The following is a 12,740-nucleotide window of genomic DNA, read 5'->3' as shown; positions in this document are numbered from 1 at the left end:
CTGTTTATTTTGTGCTAGTGGCCATCCATGAATGATAAATTGTTTTTCGCTCTCAAAAGCGTGTACCAATAATCGGTTTTTTGCAAAGCAGAACTCGAATAAATAATAAAAATTGTCAGGTTTTTTTGTGTCTTGTTGTCTTGTTTTTTTGTGGATTTTTATTTGTCAGGTATGTGAATGGTATAATGTGTATTTATGGTTACACTTAGTTATGAATTCAAACAAAAAAACGTAATCGATTATTATCTCTCACGTTTATGCTTTATCTCTTATTTATCGTCTATAAAAAATAGAGGTTCTTGTACAGCCGATGATAATTTTAAACATCAATGCAAATGTGGCAGCGAAAAAGGGTGTACACATTAAAATAATAGGGCCTTTATGAACATCTGATTCAGATGATTGTTATTACAATGAAAAAAGTGAAATAAACGTTAACCTTCATCATAGTAAGGTTTTGTGGGGCTAAATGGAAAATAACCAAATCGCAGTAGCAAAAAATAGACATCAGCGTTTTGCTTTAACGCTGATGGGGCCTGCCTTTATTACCGCGATTGGGTATATTGATCCGGGTAACTTTGCAACCAATATACAGGCCGGTTCTACGTATGGTTATACCTTACTGTGGGTTGTGGTTGTATCAAACATGATGGCGATGCTGATCCAGCTGTTATCGGCAAAGCTGGGTATTGCAACCAACAAAAATCTGGCTGAACACTTGCGTGATAGCCTGCCTAAAGTGTGCGTATGGGGCTATTGGATACAGGCCGAAGTCATGGCAATGGCCACTGATCTGGCTGAATTTATTGGTGCTTCTATCGGGTTTAAACTGTTATTGGGTGTCAGTTTGCTTGAAGGAGCAATATTGACCGCCATTATTAGTGCGTCAATTTTGCTGGTACAAAGCCGTAACCCCAAATACCTTGAAATGGTTATTGGTGCATTTTTATTGTTTGTGGCGGTCGCCTATTTGATTGAACTGAAATTTGTTCACCCCGACTGGACGCTGGTGGCTAAAGATTCATTCTGGCCTGATGAACCGAACAATAATGCTATTTATCTTTCAGCCGGTATTCTTGGTGCAACCATTATGCCGCATGTTATTTACCTGCATTCAGCACTAACGCAGCGGCAAGGTGATCCCACTACAGCACATACAGATCCTGAGCAACAGCGTCTGCACTATCGCTCTACACGGCTTGATGTAGGCATCGCCATGACCATTGCCGGATTTGTGAATATGGCAATGGTGGTTATGGCGGCCGCAACCTTTCATGTGAGTGGCCACCCAGAAGTGGCTGATCTTGAAACGGCTTATAACACCTTAACCCCTTTACTTGGGAAAGCTGCGTCGGTCATTTTTGCCCTGAGTCTGATTGCCTCTGGTTTATCGTCCACCGTGGTTGGTACATTGGCCGGCCAAGTGGTTATGCAGGGTTTCACTCATCTAAAAATTCCACTATGGGTGCGAAGAGTCGTTACCATGCTTCCAGCATTTGTCGTGATTATTATCGGCTTAAACCCGAGCTCGATTTTGGTGTTGAGCCAAGTGGTGCTGAGTTTTGGCATCGCGTTTGCCCTGATCCCATTGCTGATTTTCACTGGCCAGCGTGCGCTGATGGGGGAGTTAACTAACAGCAAAATCATTCAAGGGATAGGAGCGGTGATTGTTGTACTGGTGGTGGCACTGAATATTTTTTTGCTGGCAACATCGTAATACTTTTGGGTAGGGATCTTTTTGGTGCTGACGGCATATACAGCATGAATACCAATAAAGTGATGTAACTTTATACAAAAAAACGGATATATGGCTAAATCCACAGTATAAAACTGCAAACTTGATCTAGGGCGGCTATAATCAGCGCCCAATGTTCTCTTTTTTTTGATTTTATGCTGTAACCACTCATGACAACACATACCCAAGTACCGGTAAGGTATCCGAAAGAATGGTTTGCTTTAACCATTGTGTACAGTTTTACCGGTGCCGCAATTTTAGCGTCGATTATCTTTTCCCTTTTACTGTTTTTGTCGATAGACGACAACCCGATGATGAAGTGGTTGTTCGGTGCATTGGCCGTTATTTTTGAATTGGGGAAATTTTATGTCTGGTACGAGTTTGGTGAACGGCGTTCACGCCGAGATCTGAGTGGAGCACTGTCAGCCCTGTTTTTTTATACCATTTTGGCGATGATTTCGATTGGCGGCAGTATTGGTGGCATCAACAGTGCTACTAACACCGCTCTGAATGTTGAAGCTCAACATCAGCGCGAAGTTGCCCGTTACGATGAACAAATTGCCTCAATTGATCGGCAAATTCAGCTCAATGAAACCGCAGCAATGAAGTACATTGAACTGGATCGTATCTCCAGAGGTGTGAAAAGCATGCAAGATGCTAACTCGGCACTGCGTTTGCAGCAAGATGCTCTGCGTCAGGAGCGTGATGCCCAGCCGGTGAGTGAGCAATCTTCTATGCTGGGGCTGATGAGCAGTTTGGCTGAAGGTATGCATCTCTCCACATCCCAAGTACAGTTTGTTTTAGTCTGTTTTCTTTCACTGTTATTGGATGTATTTGCCGCATTTTTTGTTGGCTTGATTGGTGAAGAGAGCCGTTTTCGCCGTAAATGGGCAGCCGAGCAGCGTATGTTACTTAAGCCGGTGGCAGAGCCTGAAGTACAAGAGGCGAGCATAGTGGCTGAACCGGAAGTTGAAGCTGTCACCCTTAGTCCGTTTGAACGGGTGCGTGAAGGCTTGCTGGCCGGCCATGTGAAATGCAGCAAAAAGCACGTAGCTCAACATTTACAACTGCCCGTTGAGCAAGTAGATAGCATTTTCCAGCAGCTGGTGTCTGAAGGCGTGCTGGGGCAGCGGCCAAATCGCCATTATCATTTGTGTGATACGCTGTAAGCTTGGCAATATTATCGGTTTTGTTTTATTAAAAGCGCCTGCGGGCGCTTTTTGATGTCTGGCGATAAAGCACCTTGTGGGGTACGACAGACAATTCCGCTCCAGTGCGTTTATTCAACGGACTTTACGTTGTGATATGCGTATAATGGACAACAATTTTTCTTGAAATCAGAGTCACGATGAAATCATTGTTCGCAACAACTGCCCGGGGATTGGAAGAACTGCTGAAAACTGAGCTAGAAAGCTTAGGCGCACAGGAGTGTAAACTGACGCAAGGCGGCGTTCATTTCAAAGGTTCTGTTGAAATAATGTACCGCAGCATGATGTGGAGCCGTTTGGCTTCGCGTATTTTACTTCCGCTGGCCACATTTAAAGTTTTCAGTGAGTTAGACTTGTACCTCGGCGCAGGCAGTGTGAACTGGCAAAATATCTTTGATGTTAAGGATACCTTTGCCGTTGATTTTACCGGAACAAACGATGAGATCCGTAATAGCCAGTTTGGTGCTGTGCGGGTTAAAGATGCCATTGTTGACCATTTCAGCCGTAAAGTGGGTGATCGCCCGAGCGTTGAGCGTCAGGATGCTGATATCCGTATCAACGTTTATCTGCACAAAGAAGAAGCTGTGCTTTCGCTAGATTTGTGCGGCGCGAGTTTACACCAACGTGGTTATCGTGATCGTACTGGTGCAGCGCCGCTCAAAGAGAACTTAGCGGCAGCATTAGTACTGCGTTCTGGTTGGAAAATCGGTACACCGCTGGTCGACCCAATGTGCGGCTCAGGCACACTGCTGATTGAAGCGGCGATGATGGCTTCCGATATGGCGCCAGCATTGTGGCGCGAGCAGTGGGGCTTTTTGGCTTGGAAAGGTCATGACCGCGATGTTTGGAAAGCGATTCGTGATGATGCACAAGTGCGTGCAAACGCGGGTGTGAGCAAAACCGCACCGCTGTTCTTTGGTATCGATAATGATCAGCGCGTTATTGATCGTGCGCAAACCAACATCCGCAATGCCGGTTTAACCAGCCTGATTAGCTTAAAGCGTGCCGATGCTGTGGCATTGACCAATCCACTGAGTACCGCACAGAAAGCTGAAAATTTGCGTGGTACGGTGCTCTCTAACCCTCCTTACGGTGAGCGTTTAGGCTCAGTACCGGCTCTGATTGCACTGCACACCGTATTTGGCCGCCGTTTGAAGCAAGAGTTTGGCGGCTGGCGTGTATCGCTATTCAGCGGTGCGCCAGAGCTGCTGAACTGCCTGCAAATGCGTGCAGAGCGTCAGTTTAAAGCGAAAAACGGCCCGCTGGATTGTATCCAGAAAAACTACCAAATTGCAGAACAGCAGCAAGACAACAGCACGCGCAGCCTAAAAGGTGCGGAAGATTTTGCCAACCGTCTGCGCAAAAACATTAAAAAGCTCGACAAATGGGCCGCAGATGAAGGTCTGGAAGCGTACCGTTTGTATGATGCTGATTTGCCTGACTACAACGTTGCCATTGATCGCTATCTTGATCATATCGTGATCAATGAATACGCCGCGCCAAAAGAGATCGAAGAGCAAAAGGCACGTCATCGTCTGTTTGACTTGGTTGTTGCCGTGCTTGATGTTACCGGTGTTGAAGCCGATAAAGTGATTTTGAAAGTCCGCGAGCGCAAAAAAGGCACATCTCAGTACGAGAAAATGGCCAATCAGGACGATTACTTTGTGGTTCACGAATATGGCGCAAGCTTGTGGGTAAACCTGACAGACTATCTGGATACAGGCCTGTTCCTTGATCACCGATTAACCCGCCGCATGTTGGGGCAAATGGCGAAAGGAAAACGCTTCCTTAACCTGTTTGCTTACACAGGTACGGCAACAGTACATGCCGCTTTAGGTGGCGCAAGCAGCACCACAACGGTAGATATGTCAAAGACTTATCTGAACTGGGCCGAGCAAAACCTCAATCTGAATAATATCCGAGGTCAGCACCGTTTAGTGCAGGCCGATTGTCTGCGCTGGCTGGAAAATGCCGATGAGCAGTTTGACCTGATCTTTATTGATCCGCCAACATTCTCAAACTCAAAGCGTATGGATGAGTCATTTGATGTGCAGCGTGATCACTTAAAGCTGATGCAAAATTTGCAGCGTTTGCTCAGTGATGACGGCGTGATTGTGTTCTCGAACAACAAGCGCGGATTCAAAATGGATATGGAAGGTTTGGCTGCACTGGGTCTGGATGCTGATGACATTACTAATTTGTCATTATCAGCTGATTTTGCGCGTAACCGCCAGATCCACAACTGCTGGATTGTGAAACACCGCGAACAAATCGCTTAATGCACTGCATTTTGAATCGATAAAAAAGCCCGCAGATTGCGGGCTTTCAAGTGATACACGACTGAAAACCAAAGGACAACAGGGTTGCAGATGCGATACCGACTTTACCACACGGAATATTGTCATCTCTGCGAGATGGCGTGGGAGATAATTTTGCAGTGCGGCATAGCGCCACATTGCCAACGTATTGATATTGCCGGACATGAATCATTGGAAGCCCGTTATGGCATCCGGATCCCCGTCTTATGCGATTTAGCTGGCCGAGAGCTCGGCTGGCCCTTTGACTTAACGCAATTACAGGAGTGGTTAGCCAATGGCGCTGATTAACCTCACCGGTGCATACCTCTCTTACAGCGATGCACCGCTACTTGATCATACCGAACTGCACATTGAACCGAACGAACGCGTCTGTTTAGTTGGCCGCAACGGTGCGGGCAAATCGACACTGATGAAAGTGCTGGCCAGTGAACAAAAGCTTGATGATGGCCGTTTACAGGTACAGCAAGACGTTGTGATCTCACGTTTGGAACAAGATCCACCGCGTAATGCAACCGGCAGTGTTTTTGACTACGTTGCTGAAGGTGTCGAGCACGTCGCTACCTTGCTTAAAGATTACCATGCCATTTCTCAACTGGTGTGTAGTGACCCGTCAGAGCAAAATCTGAATAAAATGGGAAAACTGCAAGAAGCACTGGATCACTGCAATGGTTGGATGTTTGAAAGCCGTATCCATCAGGTGATGGAGCAGTTAAATCTGCAAGAAGATATGGCACTGTCTGAACTTTCTGGCGGCTGGCTGCGTAAGGCTGCATTGGCGCGTGCACTGGTGTGTGCACCTGATGTTCTGCTGCTTGATGAGCCAACCAACCACCTTGACGTGGATACTATTCGTTGGCTGGAAACTTTCCTCAAAGAGTTTAAAGGCAGCATTATCTTTATCTCGCATGACCGTGCATTTATCCGCAATATGGCCACCCGTATTGTTGATCTTGACCGTGGCGCATTAGTGTCATGGCCGGGCGATTACGATAAATATCTGGAAGGCAAAGAAGAAGCCCTGCGGGTAGAAGAGCAGCAAAATGCCGAGTTTGATAAAAAACTGGCACAAGAAGAGGTCTGGATCCGTCAGGGGATCAAAGCCCGTAGAACACGTAATGAAGGCCGTGTTCGCGCCCTCAAAGCCCTGCGCCGTGAGCGTTCAGAGCGCCGTGAAGTCATGGGCTCGGCAAAAATCCAAATTGAAGATGTATCACGCTCCGGCAAAATTGTCTTTGAACTGGAAAATGCTTGCTACGAAGTGGATGGCAAAGTTCTGCTCGACAACTTCACCTCACAGATTATGCGTGGTGATAAAATTGCACTGGTCGGTGCGAACGGTTGCGGTAAAACCACATTAATCAAACTGTTGCTGGGCGAGATCCAACCAACATCTGGCCGTGTACATTGCGGCACCAAACTGGATGTTGCCTACTTTGACCAGTACCGTGCCGAGCTTGACCCTGAGAAAACCGTGATGGATAACGTTGCGGAAGGGAAGCAAGAAGTCATGTTTGGCGGCAAACCGCGCCATATTCTGGGCTACCTGCAAGATTTCCTGTTCCACCCACGCCGTGCGATGACACCGGTAAAAGCGCTGTCGGGTGGTGAGCGTAACCGCCTGTTATTGGCGAAATTGCTGTTAAAGCCGAACAACCTGCTGATCCTCGATGAGCCAACCAACGATCTCGATATTGAAACGCTTGAGCTGCTCGAAGAGATCTTAGCTGATTATCCGGGCACACTGCTGCTGGTCAGCCATGATCGTCAGTTTGTCGACAATACCGTCGGCAGTTGCTGGATGTTTGAAGGTGATGGTCATGTTGCCGAGTATGTGGGTGGTTACCATGATGCACGTTTGCAGCAGGAAGCGACACATGCCACGCGCGCCACGCAGAAAGCTGCACCGGTAAAAGCAGCATCTGCCGAACCGAAAACGGCAAATAGCAGTCATGCAGAGAGTGCCCAGCCTGCACGCCGCTCTGCCAGTGTACGCCTGAGCTACAAGCAGCAGCGTGAACTTGATGAACTGCCTGCCCAGCTAGAGAAACACGAAGTTCGTATTGCTCAATTGCAAGCAATTATGAATGACCCTGATTTTTTCCTGAAATCGCACGAAGAAACAACGCCTGTTTTAAATGAATTGGCCGAAGTAGAGCAAATGCTCGAAACAACATTTGAGCGTTGGGAAGAGTTGGAAAATCTAAAAAACAACGTTTAGTAAAGGATAACCTACTGAAATAGCGTGGGTTGTTTCGCAAAACTGTCATAAGGCCATCATATTTACACTGTAAGGTGCAAGGTATGATGGCCTTTTTGTATGTAATGAACCTGAGTATCGCATCACAAAAATGACATTGGCCTGATTTTTGCGCGTTGAATTTGCCCCGTTATTGTCCGATTCTTAATGGTGAGGGGTGGATAACCTCTCATCGAGGCTTCCGTACCAACACGAGGAAAACCGGAATGAAGAGACAAAAACGGGATCGTTTAGAACGTGCTCATTCACGTGGTTACTTTGCTGGATTAGAAGGGCGTTCGAAAGAGCTTTGTCCATATCAAACTCTTGATGCACGATCACATTGGCTGGGCGGTTGGCGCGAGGCTATCGATAACAGAACATCAAACGGCATGAAGTAACTGCCGGTGTACAGCCTGTATAACGAAAAGTAGACAGTATCGTTATTGGAAACCATTATACTTACGCTTGGCTCTGGTAGACACTCTACAATAGAAACTACACATAAGCGTTACATATAAACGGCAAGAACAGCGTATAACATCACGCCATGTTCAGCGGGCTAGATAGAGATAACGGGCACTCACTGAGTGCCCTTTTTGTTGCGTGAAGGAGAGGGCGGCTAACGTTTTGTTTTTTCTGCAACCGACACGCTTCCTACAATAAAATATGTTGGGCAGATTTCCGTGCGGTGATAAACCCGAAAGACTATGGCGCAATATTCCGTATGGCAAGACGACGCTTTTTCCAGTTACGGGTAACCGTATAACGCCAGATCCCTCGGATAGAGAAATAGCCAATGAATGCTGCAATAATGCCGCAGATAAAGCTGCCGAGTAAAAACGGGATAAACAGCGTATCAAACTGTGTCATCACCCACTCCATTGAGAAATGCAGCTTTCCCTCATAATGTGGCGTGCCCAAAACCCATGCGCCGACTTTATATGCGCAATAAAAAATAGGGGGCATGGTGATTGGGTTAGTCAGCCAGACTAATGCTACCGACAACGGCAAATTAACCCGCAATAAAATAGCGCCACAGGCTGCCAATAACATCTGGCATGGCAAAGGGATGAATGCAACAAACAAACCGACAGCAAAAGCGCCGGAAGCAGATCGACGATTTAAATTCCACAAGTTGGCATGGTGTAACCAACGGCTGAGAATGCTCAGGCTCTTATGAGCACGAATAGACTCCTGCGAGGGGAGATACTTTTGAATCAGCTGCTTTAACATGGTCATACACCGTTGAAACGATTTTTAATTGTAGACAGTGCCGCATTGGCAATCATTGTCGGTATTGTACCGTTAATTTGGCTCACTGCATTACCCTCTTGGCTCGCGTTGGTAGGGATATTTCCCGTTCTTCTTTTATTGTTACTGGGACGAACCCCACTGCTCTTTAACCTATTAATTGTAGGGGTATCCTTTATAGTAGCAACCACAACGGCGCGTCAATTTCAGAGTGATATTACACAGATAAAATATGATGGCGGCTATATTAGCATAACTGCGCAAATAGAAAGCCCTGAACTGTTTGGTGCAGATAATAAACACATAGTGGCACGAGTAACCTCAATAGAAGGCAAACATCAGGCGTTTTTAGCCCGCTTATCGTGGAAAAATGCACCGCCTTTACTGGCCGGTGAACAGTGGCAATTTACGGCAAAATTATACCCAGTGTCAGCGCAAATCAATCAGGGGGGATTTGATGCCCAACGCTGGATGATCTCAAACCATATACAGGCTACCGGCATCATTAAAACTGGTCATCAATTAGCCGGTGAACCTTCGTTACGCCAGCGTTTAATGACGCACTCAATAAAACAGATGCAGAGGTTGCCCAATGCCGATGTGCTGGTGGCGTTGGCATTTGGTGAACGGGCGTTGATCAGTGATACGCGCTGGCAGATATTCCAGTACAGCGGCATTGCCCATTTAATGGCAATCTCTGGTTTGCACGTGATGTTTGCCGGTTTGTGCGGCTTTATGCTGATGCGCGTGGCGCAGTATCTATTGCCCGCACAGCGTATTAAACCGGCTATTCCTCTGTTAGCAATGGGGTTGGCAGCCATTGTCTATGTGTGGATTGCTGGCTGGGCACTGCCCGCCGAACGTACATTACTGGCCATGTTGCTCGTGATGCTTGCCCGTTATGGCCAGTGGCAATTGCGGCCAGTCACACTGCTGCTCTGTGTTATGGCGATGCTGTTGCTGTTAGACCCTCTGACCGTGTTATCAGACAGTTTCTGGCTCTCTTGTCTGGCGGTAACGGTGCTGATGATCTTGGGGCATTTTTTCCCGTTACCTGTGGTATTGCGCCGCCGTATCTGGTTACGAATTCCAGCCGAATGGGTACATGTTCAAATCGGGCTAACACTGCTGCTTGCGCCGGTACAGTTAGCCATGTTTCATGGTATCCCTTTGCACAGTTTTTTGGCTAACCTGATTGCCATTCCGCTGGTCACGTTTGTCACCGTTCCGCTGATTTTGGCCGCTCTGCTGCTGGCAGGCTTTCCTGCTCTGGCCTCAGTTTTCTGGGCATTGGCTGATGATACGATTACGCTGTTGTGGCAAGTCGTCACACCGCTTGCTACTCAATGGCACTGGCTCCCGCAGTGGAGCATTACACTCAGTATTATCCTCTTTATCGTACTCTTTTTATGGCGTTTACATCTGTACCGGACAATGCCCGTGTTTAGCCTAATGTTGCTAGGAGTGATCGCAGCACCGCTATTTATACCCTCACCGCGCTGGCGGGTTGATATGCTGGATATCGGCCAAGGGTTAGCGGTAGTGCTCAGCCGTAACGGGCATGCCATTGTGTATGATACTGGCAGCAGTTGGCAGGGCAGCAGTATGGCAAAAAGCCAGATATTGCCCTTTTTACACTGGCAGGGGTGGGCACTTGATGGTGTTATTCTTTCACACCAAGATAATGATCATGCCGGTGGGCTGGACGATCTGCTGCGTGCTTTCCCGCGCGCTTGGGTGCGCAGTTCAGGCACAATTTATGCTGCCGAACCCAACAGCAAAAGCAATAAACATCATTTGGGGGATGCAAGCCAGCATCTGTCTCAAACCTCGGCCACGCCGGTTATTCGCAGTGGCAGTTGCCACCGAGGTAATCGCTGGACATGGCAGCAGCTCGGCATAGAAGCCGTTTGGCCACTCACTCAGGTGGAAAAAGCGGGTAACGCAGACTCTTGTACACTTTTAGTCACTGACGGTACCTTTCGCCTGTTACTGACCGGTGATATTGAAAAAGCAGGAGAGCAGGCGTTACTGAATTTGGGGGATAATTTACAGGCCGATATAATGACCATTCCGCACCACGGCAGCCAGACATCATCAACCTCTACATTTTTGCAGGCCGTGAATCCAGATTATGCGCTGGTATCTGCTGGGCGTTTTAATCAGTGGCACCATCCCCGCGCGAATATTATTGCCCGTTATCGCCAGCAGCAGATCAGTGTGCTCGATACCATCGCATCCGGACAAATCACTGTTTTTTTCTATAATAAAAAATACCAGATAAAACGCTATCGGCAGGATATATCACCCACATGGTATCACCAGCAGTTTGGCTCTTTTGCAAATAACCGCTCAAAAGACAAACAAACTGCCCGATAATGACGCATATTACTGTGCGTTAAGACAATGAAGTGGGCATCTCCGTGCTGGATAAACATGTTCAATTTGGCTGACTCCGTGCAAACAGAGTAGAATAGCGTTAATTGTAATAAGTAGGCTAAATACATGCTGAATGATAAAGACCTAACAACGTGGCAAACATTTCGCCGCCTCTGGCCGATGATCAAACCTTTCCGTTTAGGTCTGATTGTGGCAGCCATTGCGCTGATTATTAACGCCGGTACTGATACGGCGATGATATCGCTACTCAAACCGTTGTTGGATGATGGCTTTGGCAATGCCGATACCAGTTTCCTTAAAATTATGCCTTTTGCGCTGTTTGGCTTGATGCTGCTGCGCGGAATGACCAGTTTTGTCTCGAATTATGGCCTGTCGTGGGTATCGGGCAAAGTGGTTATGCACATGCGCCAGCGGTTGTTTAAGCACATGATGCATATGCCGGTCTCATTTTTTGATAAGCAATCAACCGGAACATTGCTCTCGCGTATTACCTATGACTCTGAGCAAGTTGCCTCCTCATCATCGGGTGCATTGATCACGGTGGTGCGTGAAGGCGCGTATATCATCGGTTTGCTGGGAATGATGTTTTACAACAGTTGGCAGCTTTCAGTGATCCTAGTGGTTGTTGGGCCGATTGTGGCGATGGCGATTCGGGTGGTATCACGCCGTTTTCGTAAACTCAGTAAAGATATGCAAAATACCATGGGGCATGTTACCGCCTCGGCTGAGCAGATGCTAAAAGGCCACAAAGTGGTACTGAGTTTTGGTGGCCAAGCGGTAGAGGGTGAGCGTTTTGACGAAGTCAGTAACCGCATGCGCCAGCAATCGATGAAAATGGTCACTGCTACCTCAATTTCAGACCCGCTGGTGCAGATTATTGCCTCAAGCGCCTTGTGTATGGTGCTCTATGTCGCCTCAATGCCAGATGTTATGGCCACATTGAGTGCTGGTACTATCACCGTGGTGTTCTCTTCGATGATGGCCATGCTGCGCCCACTTAAATCACTGACGAACGTGAATGCGCAGTTCCAGCGCGGGATGGCTGCTTGCCAGACCCTGTTTACCATTTTGGACATGCAGCCTGAAAACGATCAGGGTACACGCAGTGTTGAACGTGCGAAGGGTGATATTGAGTTCCGTAACGTGACTTTTACCTATCCGACCAAAGAAAATCCTGCGCTGAAAAATATCAGTTTTACCGTGCCGGCCGGAAAAACGGTGGCACTGGTTGGGCGTTCTGGTTCGGGGAAATCAACCATTGCAAACTTGTTGACCCGTTTTTACGACATTCAGTCGGGTGAGATCCTGATGGATGGGCATGAATTACGTGAATACAAGTTGGCTGATTTGCGAAATCAGGTAGCACTGGTTTCCCAGCAAGTTCATCTGTTCAATGATACTGTGGCCAATAATATTGCCTATGCTCGCACGGAACAATACAGCCGTGAGCATATCGAGCAGGCGGCCGAGATTGCACATGCGGCTGAATTTATCCAGAAAATGGATCAAGGCTTTGACACTGTAGTTGGTGAAAACGGCGTGCTGCTTTCTGGTGGTCAGCGCCAGCGGATTGCCATTGCGCGTGCGTT

9 protein-coding genes are annotated in these 12,740 nt (G+C 47.5%); 8 read left to right on the top strand and 1 reads right to left on the bottom strand.

What is annotated here, in order from left to right:
* Nucleotides 1-469 precede the first annotated feature (469 nt).
* The 6 genes from ACRC27_RS10745 (at nt 470) to rmf (ending at nt 7,898) form a co-directional block, all read left to right on the top strand.
* Nucleotides 470-1,717 (top strand): Nramp family divalent metal transporter, encoded by a 1,248-nt coding sequence (locus ACRC27_RS10745; protein ID WP_438639860.1) that lies wholly within the window; start codon nt 470-472, stop codon nt 1,715-1,717.
* Nucleotides 1,718-1,905: 188 nt separating this feature from the next.
* On the top strand, nt 1,906-2,904 hold the full coding sequence (locus ACRC27_RS10740) for a hypothetical protein (RefSeq protein ID WP_438639859.1): 999 nt from the start codon (nt 1,906-1,908) through the stop codon (nt 2,902-2,904).
* A gap of 179 nt (nt 2,905-3,083) precedes the next feature.
* On the top strand, nt 3,084-5,222 hold the full coding sequence (rlmKL, locus tag ACRC27_RS10735; protein WP_438639858.1) for a bifunctional 23S rRNA (guanine(2069)-N(7))-methyltransferase RlmK/23S rRNA (guanine(2445)-N(2))-methyltransferase RlmL: 2,139 nt from the start codon (nt 3,084-3,086) through the stop codon (nt 5,220-5,222).
* 90 nt (nt 5,223-5,312) lie between these two features.
* Nucleotides 5,313-5,549: a glutaredoxin family protein gene (locus tag ACRC27_RS10730; protein ID WP_438623393.1), complete on the top strand. Its 237-nt coding sequence runs from the start codon at nt 5,313-5,315 to the stop codon at nt 5,547-5,549.
* Nucleotides 5,536-7,479, top strand: a complete 1,944-nt coding sequence (locus ACRC27_RS10725; RefSeq protein WP_438639857.1) for an ABC transporter ATP-binding protein — start codon at nt 5,536-5,538, stop codon at nt 7,477-7,479. The genes ACRC27_RS10730 and ACRC27_RS10725 overlap by 14 nt, the downstream gene beginning before the upstream one ends.
* A 245-nt stretch (nt 7,480-7,724) precedes the next feature.
* Nucleotides 7,725-7,898, top strand: coding sequence for a ribosome modulation factor (gene rmf, locus ACRC27_RS10720; RefSeq protein ID WP_438623391.1), 174 nt, complete (start codon nt 7,725-7,727; stop codon nt 7,896-7,898).
* 307 nt (nt 7,899-8,205) lie between these two features.
* Here the strand turns inward: rmf and ACRC27_RS10715 are convergent, their stop codons facing one another.
* Nucleotides 8,206-8,733 (bottom strand): DUF2062 domain-containing protein, encoded by a 528-nt coding sequence (locus tag ACRC27_RS10715; RefSeq protein WP_438623390.1) that lies wholly within the window; start codon nt 8,731-8,733, stop codon nt 8,206-8,208.
* 12 nt (nt 8,734-8,745) lie between these two features.
* Between ACRC27_RS10715 and ACRC27_RS10710 the strand changes: the two genes are divergently transcribed.
* Both ACRC27_RS10710 and msbA read left to right on the top strand, forming a co-directional pair.
* Nucleotides 8,746-11,130 (top strand): DNA internalization-related competence protein ComEC/Rec2, encoded by a 2,385-nt coding sequence (locus tag ACRC27_RS10710; RefSeq protein ID WP_438639856.1) that lies wholly within the window; start codon nt 8,746-8,748, stop codon nt 11,128-11,130.
* A 126-nt stretch (nt 11,131-11,256) separates the two neighbouring features.
* A partial coding sequence (gene msbA, locus ACRC27_RS10705; protein WP_438639855.1) for a lipid A ABC transporter ATP-binding protein/permease MsbA occupies nt 11,257-12,740 on the top strand: 1,484 nt, incomplete at its 3' end.

Source organism: Plesiomonas sp. (assembly GCF_051650925.1).
In the GTDB taxonomy this organism is placed as follows: domain Bacteria; phylum Pseudomonadota; class Gammaproteobacteria; order Enterobacterales; family CAMTGL01; genus Plesiomonas.
Note: the sequence above shows the minus strand (reverse complement) of the source record. Positions and strands in the feature narration are given on the sequence as shown.

Bases quoted from the DNA above. Each gene is read 5' to 3' on its own strand.
- ACRC27_RS10745 (WP_438639860.1), top strand. From the start codon at position 470: ATGGAAAATAACCAAATCGCAGTAGCAAAAAATAGACATCAGCGTTTT.
- ACRC27_RS10715 (WP_438623390.1), bottom strand. From the start codon at position 8,733: ATGTTAAAGCAGCTGATTCAAAAGTATCTCCCCTCGCAGGAGTCTATT.
- rlmKL (WP_438639858.1), top strand. From the start codon at position 3,084: ATGAAATCATTGTTCGCAACAACTGCCCGGGGATTGGAAGAACTGCTG.
- rmf (WP_438623391.1), top strand. From the start codon at position 7,725: ATGAAGAGACAAAAACGGGATCGTTTAGAACGTGCTCATTCACGTGGT.
- ACRC27_RS10740 (WP_438639859.1), top strand. From the start codon at position 1,906: ATGACAACACATACCCAAGTACCGGTAAGGTATCCGAAAGAATGGTTT.
- ACRC27_RS10730 (WP_438623393.1), top strand. From the start codon at position 5,313: ATGCGATACCGACTTTACCACACGGAATATTGTCATCTCTGCGAGATG.
- ACRC27_RS10725 (WP_438639857.1), top strand. From the start codon at position 5,536: ATGGCGCTGATTAACCTCACCGGTGCATACCTCTCTTACAGCGATGCA.